The sequence below is a fragment of the Massilia luteola genome (assembly GCF_034420155.1).
Lineage (GTDB): Bacteria > Pseudomonadota > Gammaproteobacteria > Burkholderiales > Burkholderiaceae_D > Telluria > Telluria luteola.
In genome coordinates this window covers 82,754-99,524 of sequence record NZ_JAXOFN010000014.1, presented here as the reverse complement: position 1 = coordinate 99,524, position 16,771 = coordinate 82,754, and the positions used below count along the sequence as shown (strand labels likewise).

Genomic DNA, 16,771 nt, shown 5'->3' with positions numbered 1-16,771 from the left:
GGGCTCTGACCCTAATGCCGTTAAGTTAAGCGTGATTTCAGCCAGTTTAGGACCGGTAAGGTCCGCGCGAAGCCCTTGAAAAGGCCACTCAGATGTTAGTCGGAGCGGTCTTTTTGGCCTTAACTTAACGGCATTAGGCTCTGACCCCGGTGTTACGCTGCCAGGAGCTTGCGCCCCGCCGGTGCGGCCAGCTTGAACGTGCTGACGACGGCATCCAGCTCGCGCGCCTGTTCCTGCAGCGCGGCCGCGGCGGCCGCCGCTTCCTCGACGAGGGCGGCGTTCTGCTGGGTTGCGTCGTCCATCTGCGCGATCGCCTGGTTGACCTGGGTGATGCCCAGGCTCTGTTCCTGGCTCGACGAGGCGATGTCGCGCATGAGGATTTCGGCGCGGCGCACCGAGGAGACGATCGTTTCCATCGCGTGGCCCGCGCCGTCGGCCAGCGCGCTGCCGGCATCGACCTTGGCGACCGAGTCCAGGATCAGCTGGCGGATTTCCTTCGATGCCGCGGCCGAGCGCTGGGCCAGCGTGCGCACCTCGCCGGCGACGACCGCGAAGCCGCGGCCCTGTTCGCCCGCACGGGCCGCTTCCACGGCCGCGTTCAAGGCGAGGATATTGGTCTGGAACGCAATGCCGTCGATGACGCCGATGATCTCGGAAATCTTGCGCGAGCTTTCCGTGATGGCGCCCATCGTGCGCACGACTTCCGCCACCACGGCGCCGCCCTTCTCGGCCGATTGCGCCGTCTCGGACACGAGGCGGTTCGCTTCGATCGCGTGTTCGGCGTTGTGGCGCACGGTCGTCGTCAGTTCTTCCATCGCGGCAGCCGTTTCCTCGATGCTCGACGCCTGCGCTTCGGTGCGCGCGGACAAGTCCATATTGCCGCGTGCGATTTCTTCGGTGGCGCCCGCGATCACATGGCTGCTGTCGCGCACCTTGCCGATCGTGCCGCTGAGCGAGCCGACGAAGCGGTTGAACGCCTGGGCCAGCTTGCCGACCTCGTCCTCGCCATCGGCTTCCAGACGGCGGCTGAGGTCGCCTTCACCGTCGGCGATTTCACCCAGCATGCCGGCCGCGCCCATCACGGGCGCCGAGATGGCGCCGGCCACGAACCAGATCGCCGCGAGGCCGACCGCGCCGCCGACGAGGGCCGCGACGATGGCGGACACCGCCGCCGTACGGCCGATGTTGCCCAGCACTTCGGCTTCCGGCACTTCGGCGATGACGTACAGTTTCAGTTCCGGCACGTACGACGAGGCGACGAACTGGCGGCCCGCCGGGGCTTCGTAGCGCGCCGACGCGAACGCCTGCTTGTTCAGCAGCGAGCGCGCCAGTTCGGGCGTGAAGCCGGGCTGTTTGTCGAGGGTATGGTGGCCGTCGAGCAGGCTGCGGTCGCGGTGGACCAGCAGGGTGCCGTTGTTGCTCACCAGGTAGACATAGCCGGATTTGCCCAGGCGATAGTTGCGGATGCTGTTGGCCAGCGCTTCGGCGGAGAGACCCAGGCCGGCGACCGCCAGCTTGCCGCCCGGCGTCTGCACGCGCGCGTCGATGAACAGCATGTAGACGCCCGAGGTGGCATCCTTGTCCAGGTTGAGCGTATAGGGTGCGCCGCTGTCGAGGAATTTTTTGAACCACGCATCCTTGTCGGACGTTTTGTCGATCGTGCGGTCCAGCCCCTTTTCGGTGAAGTATTTCGATGTGCTGTCCGACACCCAGAGCACGGTGGCCGCATGGTTGGCCTCGTACAGGCGCTTGGCCTGCGCGGTCCACGCGGCAAGGCCGTCGTCCGGGTTGCCCGCATCTTCCCACGCCTGCAGGAACGTGTTGTTCGCCAGCGTCTGCGACATCGCCGCGGGTTCCGCGATCTGGCGCTGGATGTCGTTGCGGATGGCGCTGACCTGGGCCGGCAATTCATTGTCGACGACACGCTCGCGCATCTGCGCACTGGTCATCGTGATCGACAGCGTGGACGAGATGGCGATGAATACGAGCAGACATACACCCATGCTGAGCATGAGCTTGACGCGTATGGTGAGATGGCGGAATGTCATGGCTGGGGAATTGGTTTATGGAAAGGTAAATTGAGTTTAATCATGAAAACATGGGATGACGTTTGTAATTGATGGTTTTCGTCAAAATTTGTCTCTGGACGCAGCATCTCTACAACGTTCTTTTATAGTCTTGGAAATGCTCGGCGATCTAATGTCACCGGCGATATATCCGGTATCTTTCGGCGAATATGGCAAATTTGGCGACGATGTCGTTGTCGCTTTGCTTCTGGTCAGCACGCAACAATGCTAAGCTAGGGCCTTTGTCACGCTCGCAAATGCCAATGATCGTCGTCCATCACCTGAATAATTCGCGTTCCCAGCGCATCCTGTGGCTGCTGGAGGAACTGGGTCTGGAATACGAGATCAAAAAATACCAGCGCGACCCGAAGACGATGCTGGCGCCGCCCGAGCTGCGCGCCGTGCACCCGCTCGGCAAGTCGCCCGTGATCCAGGACGGCGACGCGATCGTGGCGGAATCGGGCGCGATCATCGAATACCTCGTCGGCCGTTACGGCACGGCGCTTGCGCCGATGCCGGGCACGCCCGGGCGCCTGCACTACACGTATTTCCTGCATTACGCGGAAGGGTCGGCGATGCCGCCGCTGCTGCTGAAACTCGTGTTCGACCGCGTCGGGAACGGCCCCGCGCCGTTCTTCGTGCGCCCGATCGCGCGCGCCATCGCGAACAAGGTCAAGGACAGCTTCGTGCTGCCGCAGATCCGCCAGCACCTGGCGTTCCTGGAAGGGGAACTGGGCAAGCGCACCTGGTTCGCGGGCGACGATTTTTCCGCCGCCGACATCCAGATGAGCTTTCCGCTGGAAGCGGCGGCCGCGCGCGGCGGGCTGGATGGGCAGTATCCGAACCTCGTCGCCTTCCTCGACAAGATCCACGCGCGGCCGGCCTACCGGCGCGCGCTCGAACGCGGCGGGCAATACGATTTCGTGAAGTAAGCAAGACGTAAAGAACCATGGCGAAGCTGCTGGCCATCGACGGCCTGAACATCGTACGGCGCGTGTACGAGGCGAGTCCCGAACCGGACTCGGACCTCAAGGCGAGCATCGCGCTGCGCCACGCATTCTCGTCGTTCCGCACCCTGCTCGAAGCGCACGCGCCCACGCACGTGCTGGCCGCGTTCGACTACGGCGGCGCCACGTGGCGCCACGCCCTGTATCCGCGCTACCGCGAAGGCCGCGCGCCGATGCCGGGCGTGCTGCGCGAGGCGCTGCCGGAATTCCACGAGCGCCTGCGCAAGGTCGGCCTGCACGTATTGATGCTGCCCGAGGTCGAGGCCGACGACGTGATCGGCACGGGCGTGCTGCGCTGGCTGTCGGAAGGACGCGGCGACGCGGTCGTCGCGACCACCGACAAGGACCTGCATCCCTTGATCGCGCACGGCGCGCTGGTGTGGGATCATTTCAAGGGCGAGTGGCACGACGACGCGTGGGTGCGCAACCGGTTCGGCGTCGCGCCGGAACGCCTGCACGACCTGCTGGCGCTGATGGGCGACCCGACGGACGGCGTGCCGGGCGTGTCGAAGATCGGCATGAAGACGGCCGCGCGCCTGCTCAACGCCTATGGCGACCTGGACGCCGTCATGGCGGGCGCCGGCATCCTCAAGACGCCGCTGGGCGAGAGGCTGCGCGCGGAACGCGAGATCCTGGAGGTGTCGCGCAAGCTCGTGCAGCTGAAGACCGACGTGCGCCTGGGCGTCACGTGGAACATGCTCGCGTACGAGGCAGATTAACGAGAAAGGAAACCGATGCTCAAGGCGATCATCGTGGACGGCAGCGCCGTCGCGCGCGGCTTGCTCAACACCGTGCTCACCGACGGCGGCTACGACGTCGCCGGCCAGGCCCATACGGCCGCGGCCGGATTTGCGCTAGCGCTCAAGCACCACCCGCACATCTTCTGCATCGCGCGCGAGCAGTTCGAGGACGGGCACGAAGCCGTCGGCCAGTTGCGCACGCAATTCCCGAAAACGCTGATCTTCATGGTGTCCGGCACACTCGACGCGCCCGCCATCCAGGCCGCGCTCGCGGGCGGCGTGCACGGGTTCATCGTCAAGCCGTTCAAGGCGGATACGGTGCTGCGCACGATACGCAACACCGTCATTTCGATCGTCAAGAAACACCGGGGCGAATGAGACTTACCGGCTTGGGACAACGTCGCCCCCGCGCAGGCGGGGGCCCAAGTTCTTCGCGTATCGAAACGCAAGCAAAATTGGATCCCCGCCTTCGCGGGGACGACGTTTGATGCGGCGGCCTGGATCAGGCCGCCTCTTTCGCCGCCGCCAGCAACCCCATCTCCTCGGAACCGAGCAGCTTGTCGATATCGAGCATGATCAGCATGCGCTCGCCCACGGTAGCCAGGCCGCGCAGGTAGTCGCCCGACACGGTGGCGCCGAGGTCCGGCGCCGGCTTGATCTGGTCCGGCGTGAGCGTGACGACGTCGGAGACGCTGTCCACCACCATGCCGATCGTGTGCTTGTTGATGTTCAGGACGATCACGACGGTGAACGCGTCGTAGGTCGCCGCGCCCACGTTGAACTTGATGCGCATGTCGACGACCGGCACGATGATGCCGCGCAGGTTGACGACGCCCTTCAGGTAGTCGGGCGCGCTGGCGATGCGCGTGACGGCGTCGTAGCCGCGGATTTCCTGGACCTTGAGGATGCTGATCGCATATTCCTCGCTGCCCAGGCGGAATGACAGCACTTCGGTCGCGTTGTTGTCGATGTCTTCAGCCATGGTAATTCCTCGGGTAAGCATGCCACAAATTTTCCATGCGGAAATATACAGGAAGGTTACGACATTTTTGTGTCCGATACGATGGACAAATACTAATCCCACACAAAAATGCCGTGGCTGCGTGCAGAACGCAACAATCAGATGGCGCTGGCAGTATCGATGATGCCGCCGCCCAGGCACACGTCGCCGTCGTACAGCACGGCCGACTGGCCCGGCGTCACCGCCCATTGCGGATCGGTGAAGTCGAGCGTGAAGCGGTCGAGGCCTTCCGGCGCGACCGTGCACGGCACGTCGGCCTGGCGGTAGCGCGTCTTGGCCGACAGGGCGCGCGCAGTATACTCGACCCCGGGCGGCTCGCCCGCGACCCAGGAAGCCTGGCCGGCGCCCAGGTTCGACGACAGCAGCCACGGGTGGTCGTGCCCCTGCACGATGTACAGGGTGTTGGTGGCGATGTCCTTGCGCGCCACGAACCACGGCTCGCTCGTGCCGTCCGCGTTCTTGTGCGACTTCAGGCCGCCGATGCCGATGCCCTTGCGCTGGCCCAGCGTGTAGAACGACAGGCCCACGTGCTCGCCTACGGTCTGGCCGTTGTCCAGCTTCATCGGGCCCGGCTTGTGCTGCAGGTAGCGGCCGAGGAATTCGCGGAACGGGCGCTCGCCGATGAAGCAGATGCCGGTCGAATCCTTTTTCGCCGCGTTCGGCAGGTTCAGCTTTTCCGCGATCTTGCGCACTTCGGTCTTGGCGATGTCGCCCAGCGGGAACAGCGATTTCGACAACTGCGCCTGGTTCAGGCGGTGCAGGAAGTAGCTCTGGTCCTTGGTCGAATCGAGGGCCTTGAGCAGCTCGAACCGATCGGTGGCGCCGTTGTGGCGCACGCGCGCGTAATGGCCGGTCGCGATCAGGTCGGCGCCCAGCTTCATCGCGTGGTCGAGGAAGGCCTTGAACTTGATCTCGGCGTTGCACAGCACGTCCGGGTTCGGCGTGCGGCCGGCCTGGTATTCGCGCAGGAATTCCGCGAACACGCGGTCCTTGTATTCGGCGGCGAAGTTGACCGCCTCGATGTCCACGCCGACGACGTCGGCCACGCTGGCCGCGTCGATCCAGTCCTGGCGCGTGGAACAGTATTCGGAATCGTCGTCGTCTTCCCAGTTCTTCATGAACAGGCCGACGACCTCGTATCCCTGTTCCTTCAGCATCCAGGCCGCGACCGAGGAGTCGACGCCGCCCGACATCCCGATCACGACTTTCTTTTTACTCATTTCAGGTTACGTCCGGTTTGATGGTGAGTCCGTTTTCGAAGACCGAGTGGTCCGTGTACAGCAGGTCGAGCTGCGTGCGCCTGCCCGCCAGGTAATCGTCCACACACTTCAGCACGATGGGGCTGCGGTGGCGCTCCTGGCACGCGGCCAGCTCGTCGCGCGTCAACCACAAGGTGCGCAGGATGCCATGGTCCAGCGCCTGGTCGAACTGCCTGCCGGCCTTGCCGCAGAACGTGAAACGCAGGTACGTGACGTCATGCCCGCGCGATTTCGAGTGGTAGCGCGACAGGTACATGCCGACGAGGGCTTCCGGGATGAATTCGTGCGCCGTCTCTTCCATCGCCTCGCGGATCACCGCCTGTTCGAGCGATTCGTACGGGTCGAGGTGGCCGGCAGGCTGGTTCAGGCGGATGCCGTCGCTGGTTTCCTCTTCGATCAGCAGAAAGCGGCCATCGCGCTCGATGATCGCGGCGACGGTGACTGACGGTCTGAAGGTATGGGTCATGCGCGTCCTTGTAGTGAGCCGACATTCTACCTTGATGGAACGTGCGTTGCTCGGGCGCACGCTGCGGTGCAACAGTTCCGGACAAGTTTGAATATTGATATGAAACAAAAATCTTGTGGATTCGTCTAGGTTCTCACGGGCCATGCCACGAGAATTGCCGATCTGTTGACGAAAAACCACTCATCTGTATTGATCGGGGGCATTACATGCTAGATTGTGGACAGTTTATCAATTATACGGAGGCATTATGAGAATTGGTGTGCCGGCCGAATCGAGGCCGGGCGAGACACGTGTCGCAGCGACCCCCGAAACCGTCAAGAAGCTGGCTGCCCAGCACGAAGTGATCGTGCAATCGGGCGCCGGCGTCCATGCTTCCGTGATCGATGACGCCTATGTTGCCGCCGGCGCCCGCATCGGGACCGCGCAAGAGGCCCTCGGGGCCGATCTCGTCCTGAAGGTCCGCAGCCCGGATGCCGGGGAGCGCGCGCAGATGACGCCGGGCGCCGCCCTCGTCGGCATGCTGAACCCGTTCGACGCCAACAACCTGGCCGCGCTGGCGCAGCAGCGCCTGACCGCGTTCGCGCTGGAAGCGGCGCCGCGCATCACGCGCGCCCAGTCGATGGACGTGCTGTCGTCCCAGGCCAACATCGCCGGCTACAAGGCCGTGCTCATGGCGGCGAATGCCTATCAACGCTTCATGCCGATGCTGATGACGGCCGCCGGCACCGTGAAAGCGGCGCGCGTGCTGATCATGGGCGTCGGCGTCGCCGGCCTGCAGGCCATCGCGACCGCCAAGCGCCTGGGCGCCGTCATCGAAGCGTCCGACGTCCGTCCGCCCGTGAAGGAACAGGTGGAATCGCTGGGCGCCAAGTTCATCGACGTGCCGTTGCTGACCGACGAGGAGCGCGAGATCGCCAAAGGCGCGGGCGGCTACGCGCGCCCGATGCCGGCCGACTGGATGCGGCGCCAGGCGGAACTCGTGCACGAGCGCGCGAAGCTCGCGGACATCGTCATCACGACGGCGCTGATCCCGGGCCGCCAGGCGCCGGTGCTGATCTCGGAAGAGACGGTGCGCGCCATGAAACCGGGCTCCGTGATCGTCGACATGGCCATCGAGCAGGGCGGCAACTGCCCGCTGACGGAACTCGGCAAGACGGTGATCAAGCACGGCGTGACGATCATCGGCGAACCGAACCTGCCGGCGCTCGTGGCGGCCGATGCGTCGGCCCTGTACGCGCGCAACGTGCTGGATTTCCTGAAGCTCGTGATCGACAAGGACGGGAAGCTCGTCATCGACCGCGAGGACGAGATCGTGCGCGCGACGCTGGTCGCCATCGACGGCGACGTGTTACGTAAATAAGGAGAGGCCGTCATGGAAATCAGTCATACCATCATCAACCTGATCATCTTCGTGCTGGCGATCTACGTCGGCTACCACGTCGTGTGGACCGTCACGCCCGCGCTGCACACGCCGCTGATGGCGGTGACCAACGCCATCTCGGCCATCATCATCGTCGGCGCCATGCTGGCGGCCGGCCTGACGGAAGGCCTGACGGGCCGGGTCGCCGGCACCATCGCCGTCGCGCTGGCGGCCGTAAACGTGTTCGGCGGCTTCCTCGTCACGCAGCGCATGCTGGAGATGTTCAAGAAGAAGGAGCCGAAAGCCGCCAAGCCGGCCGCAGGCGATGCCGCTGCCGGGGCTGTCCGTGCCAAGGAGGCCGCATGAACCTGATCAGCATGAACGTCGTGACGCTGCTGTACCTGGTGGCGTCCGTGTGCTTCATCCAGGCCTTGAAGGGCTTGTCGTCGCCCGCGTCCGCGCGCATGGGCAACGCGTTCGGCATGACGGGCATGGGCATCGCCGTCGTCACGACCATCGCCCTGATGTTCAAGCTCAAGGAGCAGATGCAGACGGGCGGCATGGGCTTCGGTCTCGTGCTGCTCGGCGTGGTCGTCGGCGGCACGATCGGCGCGATCGCGGCGCGGCGGGTCGAGATGACCAAGATGCCGGAACTCGTCGCGGCGATGCACTCGCTGATCGGCCTCGCGGCGGTGTGCATCGCCATCGCGGCCGTGTCGGAGCCGTGGGCTTTCAATATCGCCGCGCGCGGCGCCGGGCTCCCGTTCGGCAACCGCCTCGAACTGTTCATCGGCACGTTCGTCGGCGCGGTGACGTTTTCCGGCTCCGTGATCGCGTTCGGCAAGCTGGCCGGCAAATATAAATTCCGGCTGTTCCAGGGCGCGCCCGTGCGCTATCCGGGCCAGCACATGATCAACCTGCTCGTGGCCATCGCCATCGTCGGCCTCGGCCTCGTGTTCTGCTTTTCGGACGGCGCGGCACCGGCGTGGACCCCGTACATCGTGATGGCCGTGCTGTCGTTCGTGCTGGGCGTGCTGATCATCATCCCGATCGGCGGCGCGGACATGCCCGTTGTCGTGTCGATGCTGAACTCGTACTCGGGCTGGGCCGCGGCCGGCATCGGCTTCTCGCTGAACAACTCGATGCTGATCATCGCCGGCTCGCTGGTGGGCTCGTCGGGCGCGATCCTGTCGTACATCATGTGCAAGGCGATGAACCGCTCGTTCTTCAACGTAATCCTGGGCGGCTTCGGCGGCGAGGCCGCAGTGGCCGACGCGGGCGGCGCGAAGGAACAGCGCCCGGTGAAATCGGGCTCGCCGGAAGACGCGGCGTTCATCCTGCAGAACGCGGAATCCGTGATCATCGTGCCGGGCTACGGCCTCGCGGTGGCGCGCGCCCAGCATACGGTGAAGGAACTGGTCGACAAGCTCACCGCGCACGGCGTGCAGGTGCGCTACGCGATCCACCCGGTGGCGGGCCGCATGCCGGGCCACATGAACGTGCTGCTGGCCGAAGCCGAGGTGCCGTACGATCAGGTGGCGGAGATGGAAGACATCAACGGCGAATTCGGACAGACCGACGTCGTGCTCGTGCTGGGCGCGAACGACGTCGTGAACCCGGCGGCCAAGGACCCGACATCGCCGATCGCGGGGATGCCGATCCTCGAGGCCTATAAAGCCAAGAGCATCATCGTCAACAAGCGGTCGATGGCGTCCGGGTATGCGGGGCTGGACAACGATCTCTTTTATCAGCCGAACACGATGATGGTGTTCGGCGATGCGAAGAAGGTGATCGAGTCGATGGTGAAGGCGGTCGAATAACGCTGGACGCGTGGACGGGGAACCCGTCCACCCTACCGGCGGTGGAACCTCATCGGTAGGGTGGGCACCCTGTGCCCACGCGCGATTACCGAAACGCGGGTCGAATAATCATATGGCGGTTGAACGCGTGGACGGGGCACCTGCCGAAACGCGAACGCGTTCAACGCCGTCCGAACATCATCAACTCGGCGAGCAGCATCCGCGCCGGCTTGACGGTATCCAGGGCCGCCAGCGCCAGCCCGAACAACGCCTGGTGCGGCCCCGTATTCGCGAACACGCGCGCCATCGCATCCGTGGTGCGGATGATGGCGCCGCGGTCGCGCGCACGTTCGTCGGCGAAGCGGGAGAGCGCATCGGCGGTGCCGCCGTCGTGGTCGATCCCGCGCGCGAGCAGGCGCGCCAGCACGGCCGCGTCGCGCAGGCCGAGGTTCAGGCCCTGGCCGGCAACCGGATGCAAGGTCTGCGCCGCATTCCCGATGGCCACCGTGCGTGTCGTGAATCGCGGGTCCGCATTCAGCCCGAGCGGAAACGCGGCCCGTTCCGCCGCGCGCACGAACGTGCCGAGACGCTCGCCGAACGCCGCGCCCAGCTCACGTAGGAACGCTTCCTCGCCCAGGTCGAGCAACTGCTGCGCGCGTTCCGGATGCACGCACCAGACCAGCGCATATTGATGGCCGTCCGCGCCGTCCTGCGGCAACAGCGCGAGCGGACCTTCGTCCGTAAAACGCTCGAAGGCGCGGTGCGCGATCGGCTGGCTGGCCGTGACGCGCGCGATGACGGCGGTCTGCACGTAGTCGCGCCGCTGCGTCTTGTCCGCCTGTTCGCCGAACACGCCGCCCTCGGCCTGCACCGCCACCTTCGCATGCAGCGTGCGGCCGTCGTCCAGCGCCAGCACGACGCCGTCGCGCTCTTCATCGAGCCCCGCCACGCGCACGGGGCGCAGCACCTGCACGCCCGCGCGCCCGCAGGCGCGCGACAACGCATCGACGACGTCGCCGTAGCGGGCGACGTAGCCCAGCGCATCGAGCTTGTGCTCGGCCCGGTCCATCACGCTGCGGCCCAGGTGGCCGCGGCGCGACACGTGGATCTGGTGGATCGGCGTGCACGGCAACGGCCATGCGCCGACATCCTCCAGCAGCATGCGGCTGCCCCACGACAGCGCGATCGAGCGCGGGTCCGAGATCGCCTGGCCCAGCGCCTTCGCATCCACGAGGGCGATGCGCCCCGGCGCGACGCCGCGGCGCGCCATCAGCGCGGCCAGCGCGAGGCCGACTGGGCCGGCGCCGCAGATGGCGACGTCGGCGGATAGAATCTCGTCAGCCATGCGCCGTCCCCACGATCGCTTCGATCTCCGCCACGGTCTTCGGCGCGGCCGCCGTCAGCAGGCGGTAACCGTCCTTCGTCACGACGACGTCGTCCTCGATGCGGATGCCGATGTGCCAGAAGCGTTCCGGCACGCCGTCGGCCGGGCGCACGTAGATGCCCGGTTCCACCGTCACGACCATGCCCTCCGCGAGCGGCCGCGATGGCTTCTCGGCCTGGGTGACGTCGCGATAGGCGCCGACGTCGTGCACGTCCATGCCCAGCCAGTGGCCCGTGCCGTGCATGTAGAACGGCACGTGCGCCTTGGCGGCGATGGCGTCGTCGACGCTCGCATGTGCCGACTTGTCGATGAGGCCCAGGTCGAGCATGCCCTGCACGAGAACGCGCAGCGCCGCTTCGTGGAAGGCGCTGTATGGCCGCCCCGGCGCGATGGCGGCAAACGCCGCGTCCTGCGCGGCCAGCACCAGTTCGTACAGGGCGCGCTGGGCGTCCGTGAAGCGGCCGTTGACGGGGAACGTGCGGGTGATGTCGGACGCGTAGCCATCCAGCTCGCAGCCGGCGTCGATCAGCACGAGGTCCCCAATCTGCATGGGCCGGTCGTTGACGTTGTAGTGCAGGATGCAGGCGTTCGGGCCCGAGGCCACGATGGGCGTGTAGGCCGGGAACTGGGCGCCGCTCTTGCGGAAGGCGTACAGCAGTTCCGCTTCCAGCTCGTATTCGAACATGCCGGGCCGCGCCGCGCGCATCGCGCGCTCGTGCGCGCGGCCCGAGATCTCGCCGGCGCGCAGCATCAGCGCCTGTTCGTCGGCATCCTTCACGAGCCGCATCTCGTCGAGCAGCGGCGACAGGTTGACGAAGGTGCCGGGCGCCGTCGTGCCGGTGCGGGCCTGGGCGCGCACGGCCTTGATCCAGCCGGTCACCTGCGCGTCGAGCGCGGCGTTCGACGCCAGCGCGTAGTACAGCGCTGGCGCGTTCGCGAGGATGCGCGCCATGTGCGTATCCAGTTCGGCGATCGGATAGGCGTCGTCGACGCCGAACGTCGTGCGCGCCGCTTCCGGACCGTGGCGGTAGCCGTCCCAGATTTCGCGCTCGACGTTCTTCTCGCGGCAGAACAGGATCGAACGGGCCGGCTTGTCGCCGTGCGCGGCGACGAGGACCAGTACGCTTTCCGGTTCCGTGAAGCCGGTCAGATAGTAAAACGCGCTGTCGTGCCGGTACGGGTAGTCGCTGTCGCCGTTGCGGAGCAATTCCGGGGCGGTGGGCAGCACGGCGACGGCGCCCGGCTGCATCTGCGCGGCCAGGCGCGCGCGTCGTGCCGCGTAGTCCATCAGGCGTCCGTCCGCACGGAGGCCGGCGGCGCGTTGAGTTCTTCCAGCTGGCGCACGGTGCCCACGTTGACCCAGGGGCCCGTGTAGATCTCACCGCCGATACGACCCTGGTCAATGAATTTGCGCATCAGGGGGCCGAGCCGTGAAACTTCTCCGGCCTTGATCCCGTCGAACATCTCGGGACGATAGACACCGATGTTCGAAAAATTCCATTTCGGATCGCCGTCGTTGGACAGCGTGTACATCGTCATGCCGAAGTCGCCGTCCGGGTTGTGCCAGGGGTTCGGCGTCAGGTACAGCCACGCGATGTCGCGTTTGTCATGCGGGATCGGCTGGCCCACGGCGTCCACGTCCTTGAGCGCATCGAGGACCTGTTCGAAGTCGAAGTAGGGCGCGTAGATGTCGCCGGACAGGGCCAGGAACGGTTCGTCGCCCAGCAGGTGCAGGGCGTTGGCGATGCCGCCGGCCGTTTCCAGCGGGGCCGGTTCGTGCGAGTAGACGATGCGCGCGCCGTAGCGGCTGCCGTCGCCCAGCGCTTCCTCGATCATGTGGCCGAGGTGCGAGTGGTTGATGACGATGTCCTTGATGCCGGCGCGCACGAGGTTCAGCACGTGCCAGGTGATGAGGGGACGGCCGCGCACCTTGAGCAGGGGCTTGGGGCAGGTGTCGGTCAGCGGACGCATCCGCTCGCCGCGGCCGGCGGCGAAGATCATGGCTTTCATCGGCTGGTCTTCAGAATGTGTAGCCGACTTGCGGCGCCTTGTCGTCGAACGCGTCGAGCAGGCGCACGAGCGGCTTGAGTTCGGTGTAGCGGTTGGCGGTCTTGCGCACGTAGTCCATCACCGTGGGCAGGTCGCCCATGTACGTGGATTTGCCGTCGCGGTAGTTCAGGCGGCAGAAGATGCCGAGGATTTTCAGGTGGCGCTGCAGGGCCATGTATTCGAAGTCGCGGTAGAAGGCGTCGATGTCCGGGTTGACGGGCAGGCCGACCTGCTTCGCGCTTTGCCAGTAACGCACGACCCAGTCCAGCACGAATTCCTCGTCCCACTGGATGTAGGCGTCGCGCAGCAGCGAGGCCAGGTCGTAGGTGACGGGGCCGTAGACGGCATCCTGGAAGTCCAGCACGCCCGGGTTGCCCTGGTCGAGGAACATCAGGTTGCGCGAATGGAAATCGCGGTGCATGAACACTTGCTGTTGCGCCAGCACGTTGGCCGTGATCGCCTCGAACACCTTATCCAGCTGGGCGCGCTGGATGTCGTTCATCGTGACGCCCAGGTGGCGCCCGATGAACCATTCGGGGAACAGGTTCATCTCGCGCAGCACGAAGGCGCGGTCGAATTCGGGCAGCACGCCGGCCTCGCTGGCGAGCTGGAACTTGATCAGGGCGTCGATGGCGTCCGAGTACATGAACGGGGCGTTGTCGACGGACAGGCGCTGCAGGTACATCGTCGTGCCGAGGTCGGACAGCAGCAGGAAGCCGGCGTCCACGTCGCGGGCCACGATGGCGGGCACGGTGACGCCGGCGTCGCGCAGCAGGCCGTCGACGTGGATGAAGGCCGGGACGTTTTCACGCTCCGGCGGGGCGTCCATGGCGACGACGGTATTGCCCAGCTTGTCGCGTAGCGCCGGCACAACATCGAGCCGGAAGTAGCGGCGGAAACTCGCGTCGGACGACGCCGGGCGCAGGCTGCCGACGTCGACCAGGTCCAGCGAGCTCAACCATTCGGTCAGTCGGGCCAGGCGGGCATCCTTGTCGGGGGAGGGGGTAACGTGTTGAGGCTGAGAAGACATGAAGCGTCCCGGTGAAACGGGTTCGTGACGGGTTGTAAAGTGCGCGCCTGCGTGCGCAGGGCAGTTCGGTGTAATGATACGCGATTTCCCTATGCACCGGACCACTCGGGACTGCAGCGGAAAAGATCCTATTGTTAAAATTGTATCTATCGGTAAAATTCATTTCTCTTTGAAAATCAAAGAGTTATGGTTCACCGTCGCGCTTGCACAGAATGACCGCCGAGCGGACTAACGCGACCGTGCCGCACGAATTCCCATATAATAAGGGATTCAATCCAAACAATCGCCCTTATGGTGCAACGCGATCTTTCATGAGCTGGACGACGGCCCTACCATTCCCGCCGCGGCGAACCGCAGCATTGTCCGCTCTCGTGGCCATGGCCGCGGGGCCGCTGTATGCACAGACGGCGGCGCCATCGGCCGCGCCCGTGCCCGCGCCGGCCCATCCGGACGAGCAGGACCTCCCGATCACGATGCGCGCCGAGGAATTTTCCGGCCGCCCCGATCGCATCCTGAACATGGTACGCAACGTCGAGATCACGCGCGGCGCCACCGGCATCACCGCGGACACGGCGTGCTACCGGCGCGTCGAGGACGAGGTCACGGCCGAAGGCAATATCACGATGTGGCGCTTCGGCGACCGCTACAAGGGCGACGCCCTGCAGCTGAACCTGGAAACGGGCAAGGGCTGGGTGCTGCACCCGGCCTACCGCCTTGGCACGAACAATGCGCAGGGCAAGGCCCAGCGCATCAATTTCCTCGGCGAGGACCAGGCCGTCGTCGTCGACGGCACGTACAGCACGTGCGAAGGCCCCGATCCCGACTGGTACCTGAAATCCAGCACGCTGCGCCTGGACCAGGGCCGCGACGTCGGCACGGCCGGCAAGACGATCATCTATTTCAAGGACGTGCCCATCCTCGGCATTCCGGCGCTGTCGTTCTCGCTGTCGGGCGCGCGCCGTTCCGGCTGGCTGCCGCCCACGATCGGCTTCGGTTCCAAGGGCTCGGCCGAGCTGATGGTGCCGTATTACTTCAACATCGCGCCGAACCGCGACCTGACGCTGTTCCCGCGCTACATCTTCGCGCGCGGCCTGCAACTGGGCGCGACGGGCCGCTACCTGGGCGAGACCGACCGCGGGCCTTACCACGGCGAGACGCACGTGGAATACCTCGCCAACGACCGCCTGGCGCACCGCAACCGCTGGTGGGTCGACACGCTGCACAACCAGTTCCTGGCGCCCAACTGGACGTTCGGCTGGAACGCGCACGCGGCGTCGGACAACGAATACCCGTCGGACTTCTCGCGCACCGTCGCCGCCAGCGCCGAGCGCCAGCTGCTGCGCGAACTGCGCACGGACTACTACGGCCAGTACTGGAACCTGACGGCGCGCGTGCAGAGCTACCAGGTGCTGCAGGACCCGGGCGCCGTGCTGAATCCCGCGCTGACCGTGGCGACGCCGTACAACCGCCTGCCGACGCTGAACTTCCACGCCGGCCGCTACGACGTGCTGGGCGGCTTCGACTGGGCCGTCGATGCGGAAGCCACGCGCTTCACGCATCCGGACGACAACCAGGTGCAGGGCAACCGCGCCAATATGGTCGCCCAGGTGAGCTACCCGTGGGTGCATCCGGGCTGGTTCGTCACGCCCAAGCTGATGCTGCACGCGACGCAGTACGACCTGACGCACAACGTCAACAGCGACGACAAGATCTCGCGCGTGCTGCCCACGGTCTCGCTGGATTCCGGCCTCGTCTTCGAGCGCAAGTCGTCGCTGTTCGGATCGGGCGGCACGCAGACGCTGGAGCCGCGCCTGTTCTACGTGCGCACCCCCTATAAAAACCAGGACGACATCCCCAACTTCGATACGGGCGTCGCCGGTTTCAACTACGCCCAGCTGTTCACGGAAAACCGCTTCGTCGGCGCCGACAAGGTGTCGGATGCGAACCAGTTGACGGCGGCGATCGTCTCGCGCTTCATCGAGGCCAACGGCGCCGAGCGCCTGCGCCTCGCGGTCGGCAGCCGCTACTACTTCACCGACCCGCGCGTGCGCCTGAACTCGAGCGAGCAAAGCAACCAGACCCGCTCGGACGCGCTGCTGGCGGCGTCGGGCCGCATTTCGGAGTCCTGGAGCTTCGACAGCGGCGTACAATACGATGCACAGGCGCGCAGCCTGTACAGCTCGAATGTCGGGGTGCAGTGGCAGCCGGCCCCGATGAAGGTGTTGAACCTCGAATACCGTTTTCAACGCGACACCTTCGGCATCGCCAACGGCTTCCGCAACGCCGACGTCTCGGGCCAGTGGCCGCTGTCGCAGCGCTGGTATGGTGTGACCCGGGTCAGCTACTCGGTACGCGACCGCAAACTGCTCGAGAGCCTCGTGGGGCTCGAGTACAAGGCGGATTGCTGGGTGTTCCGCATGGGCGCACAGCGTTTCGTGACCGCCGCGCAGACCACCTCGACGCCGATTTTCTTCCAGCTCGAGCTGAACGGCCTGTCGCGCCTGGGGTTCGGCAACCCGCTGGAGACTTTCAACAAGAGCATTCCCGGCTACACCCGGCTGAACACCAACGTCGGCCGCCCCTGACCGGG

The 16,771-nt window shown here is 65.7% G+C and carries 15 protein-coding genes; 7 read left to right on the top strand and 8 right to left on the bottom strand.

The window, feature by feature from the left end:
- Positions 1–152 precede the first annotated feature (152 nt).
- Positions 153–2,048 carry a methyl-accepting chemotaxis protein gene (locus U9J41_RS15665; protein WP_322403118.1) on the bottom strand — a complete coding sequence of 632 codons (1,896 nt, stop codon included), beginning with the start codon at positions 2,046–2,048 and terminating at the stop codon, positions 153–155.
- Between the two features lie 281 nt (positions 2,049–2,329).
- On the opposite strand from U9J41_RS15665, the gene U9J41_RS15660 reads away from it, so the two are divergent.
- The 3 genes from U9J41_RS15660 to U9J41_RS15650 are packed head-to-tail and all read left to right on the top strand — an operon-like array spanning position 2,330 to position 4,191.
- Positions 2,330–2,998 carry a glutathione S-transferase gene (locus tag U9J41_RS15660; RefSeq protein WP_322403117.1) on the top strand — a complete coding sequence of 223 codons (669 nt, stop codon included), beginning with the start codon at positions 2,330–2,332 and terminating at the stop codon, positions 2,996–2,998.
- Between the two features lie 17 nt (positions 2,999–3,015).
- Positions 3,016–3,792: a 5'-3' exonuclease gene (locus tag U9J41_RS15655; protein ID WP_322403116.1), complete on the top strand. Its 777-nt coding sequence runs from the start codon at positions 3,016–3,018 to the stop codon at positions 3,790–3,792.
- Between the two features lie 15 nt (positions 3,793–3,807).
- Complete coding sequence (locus U9J41_RS15650) at positions 3,808–4,191, top strand: ANTAR domain-containing response regulator (protein ID WP_322403115.1); 384 nt, start codon at positions 3,808–3,810, stop codon at positions 4,189–4,191.
- A 124-nt stretch (positions 4,192–4,315) separates the two neighbouring features.
- Here the strand turns inward: U9J41_RS15650 and U9J41_RS15645 are convergent, their stop codons facing one another.
- The 3 genes from U9J41_RS15645 to U9J41_RS15635 all read right to left on the bottom strand — a co-directional run bounded on the left by U9J41_RS15645 (position 4,316) and on the right by U9J41_RS15635 (position 6,559).
- Complete coding sequence (locus U9J41_RS15645; protein ID WP_082547796.1) at positions 4,316–4,795, bottom strand: chemotaxis protein CheW; 480 nt, start codon at positions 4,793–4,795, stop codon at positions 4,316–4,318.
- A 137-nt stretch (positions 4,796–4,932) separates the two neighbouring features.
- The gene (gene mnmA / locus U9J41_RS15640) at positions 4,933–6,054 is read right to left on the bottom strand and encodes a tRNA 2-thiouridine(34) synthase MnmA (RefSeq protein WP_322403114.1); all 1,122 of its coding nucleotides are present in this window, start codon (positions 6,052–6,054) and stop codon (positions 4,933–4,935) included.
- A 1-nt stretch (position 6,055) separates the two neighbouring features.
- Positions 6,056–6,559: an NUDIX hydrolase gene (locus U9J41_RS15635; RefSeq protein WP_322403113.1), complete on the bottom strand. Its 504-nt coding sequence runs from the start codon at positions 6,557–6,559 to the stop codon at positions 6,056–6,058.
- Between the two features lie 247 nt (positions 6,560–6,806).
- Here U9J41_RS15635 and U9J41_RS15630 point away from each other — a divergent pair, with 247 nt between their 5' ends.
- From U9J41_RS15630 to U9J41_RS15620, 3 genes are read left to right on the top strand one after another with little or no spacing between them, the layout of a single operon-like run.
- The gene (locus tag U9J41_RS15630) at positions 6,807–7,919 is read left to right on the top strand and encodes a Re/Si-specific NAD(P)(+) transhydrogenase subunit alpha (RefSeq protein ID WP_322403112.1); all 1,113 of its coding nucleotides are present in this window, start codon (positions 6,807–6,809) and stop codon (positions 7,917–7,919) included.
- A 12-nt stretch (positions 7,920–7,931) separates the two neighbouring features.
- The gene (locus U9J41_RS15625) at positions 7,932–8,285 is read left to right on the top strand and encodes an NAD(P) transhydrogenase subunit alpha part 2 (protein WP_322403111.1); all 354 of its coding nucleotides are present in this window, start codon (positions 7,932–7,934) and stop codon (positions 8,283–8,285) included.
- A complete protein-coding gene (locus U9J41_RS15620) occupies positions 8,282–9,739 on the top strand; it encodes an NAD(P)(+) transhydrogenase (Re/Si-specific) subunit beta (protein WP_322403110.1) in 1,458 nt (485 codons plus the stop codon). The genes U9J41_RS15625 and U9J41_RS15620 overlap by 4 nt, the downstream gene beginning before the upstream one ends.
- Before the next feature lie 160 nt (positions 9,740–9,899).
- Here U9J41_RS15620 and U9J41_RS15615 read toward each other — a convergent pair whose 3' ends face one another.
- The 4 genes from U9J41_RS15615 to U9J41_RS15600 are packed head-to-tail and all read right to left on the bottom strand — an operon-like array spanning position 9,900 to position 14,181.
- Positions 9,900–11,063, bottom strand: a complete 1,164-nt coding sequence (locus tag U9J41_RS15615) for an FAD-dependent monooxygenase (RefSeq protein ID WP_322403109.1) — start codon at positions 11,061–11,063, stop codon at positions 9,900–9,902.
- A complete protein-coding gene (pepP, locus tag U9J41_RS15610) occupies positions 11,056–12,390 on the bottom strand; it encodes a Xaa-Pro aminopeptidase (protein WP_322403108.1) in 1,335 nt (444 codons plus the stop codon). Before pepP ends, U9J41_RS15615 begins: the two co-directional genes overlap by 8 nt.
- Positions 12,390–13,112 (bottom strand): N-acetylmuramate alpha-1-phosphate uridylyltransferase MurU, encoded by a 723-nt coding sequence (murU, locus tag U9J41_RS15605; protein WP_322403107.1) that lies wholly within the window; start codon positions 13,110–13,112, stop codon positions 12,390–12,392. Before murU ends, pepP begins: the two co-directional genes overlap by 1 nt.
- 10 nt (positions 13,113–13,122) lie before the next feature.
- The gene (locus tag U9J41_RS15600; RefSeq protein ID WP_322403106.1) at positions 13,123–14,181 is read right to left on the bottom strand and encodes an aminoglycoside phosphotransferase family protein; all 1,059 of its coding nucleotides are present in this window, start codon (positions 14,179–14,181) and stop codon (positions 13,123–13,125) included.
- 311 nt (positions 14,182–14,492) lie between these two features.
- Here U9J41_RS15600 and U9J41_RS15595 point away from each other — a divergent pair, with 311 nt between their 5' ends.
- Entirely contained in the window at positions 14,493–16,766 is a 2,274-nt protein-coding gene (locus tag U9J41_RS15595; RefSeq protein WP_322403105.1) for an LPS-assembly protein LptD, read from the top strand.
- Positions 16,767–16,771 lie beyond the last annotated feature (5 nt).

Bases quoted from the DNA above. Each gene is read 5' to 3' on its own strand.
- U9J41_RS15595 (WP_322403105.1), top strand. From the start codon at position 14,493: ATGAGCTGGACGACGGCCCTACCATTCCCGCCGCGGCGAACCGCAGCA.
- mnmA (WP_322403114.1), bottom strand. From the start codon at position 6,054: ATGAGTAAAAAGAAAGTCGTGATCGGGATGTCGGGCGGCGTCGACTCC.
- U9J41_RS15660 (WP_322403117.1), top strand. From the start codon at position 2,330: ATGATCGTCGTCCATCACCTGAATAATTCGCGTTCCCAGCGCATCCTG.
- U9J41_RS15645 (WP_082547796.1), bottom strand. From the start codon at position 4,795: ATGGCTGAAGACATCGACAACAACGCGACCGAAGTGCTGTCATTCCGC.
- U9J41_RS15625 (WP_322403111.1), top strand. From the start codon at position 7,932: ATGGAAATCAGTCATACCATCATCAACCTGATCATCTTCGTGCTGGCG.
- U9J41_RS15630 (WP_322403112.1), top strand. From the start codon at position 6,807: ATGAGAATTGGTGTGCCGGCCGAATCGAGGCCGGGCGAGACACGTGTC.
- U9J41_RS15635 (WP_322403113.1), bottom strand. From the start codon at position 6,559: ATGACCCATACCTTCAGACCGTCAGTCACCGTCGCCGCGATCATCGAG.
- U9J41_RS15650 (WP_322403115.1), top strand. From the start codon at position 3,808: ATGCTCAAGGCGATCATCGTGGACGGCAGCGCCGTCGCGCGCGGCTTG.
- U9J41_RS15665 (WP_322403118.1), bottom strand. From the start codon at position 2,048: ATGACATTCCGCCATCTCACCATACGCGTCAAGCTCATGCTCAGCATG.
- U9J41_RS15615 (WP_322403109.1), bottom strand. From the start codon at position 11,063: ATGGCTGACGAGATTCTATCCGCCGACGTCGCCATCTGCGGCGCCGGC.
- U9J41_RS15655 (WP_322403116.1), top strand. From the start codon at position 3,016: ATGGCGAAGCTGCTGGCCATCGACGGCCTGAACATCGTACGGCGCGTG.
- pepP (WP_322403108.1), bottom strand. From the start codon at position 12,390: ATGGACTACGCGGCACGACGCGCGCGCCTGGCCGCGCAGATGCAGCCG.
- U9J41_RS15620 (WP_322403110.1), top strand. From the start codon at position 8,282: ATGAACCTGATCAGCATGAACGTCGTGACGCTGCTGTACCTGGTGGCG.
- murU (WP_322403107.1), bottom strand. From the start codon at position 13,112: ATGAAAGCCATGATCTTCGCCGCCGGCCGCGGCGAGCGGATGCGTCCG.
- U9J41_RS15600 (WP_322403106.1), bottom strand. From the start codon at position 14,181: ATGTCTTCTCAGCCTCAACACGTTACCCCCTCCCCCGACAAGGATGCC.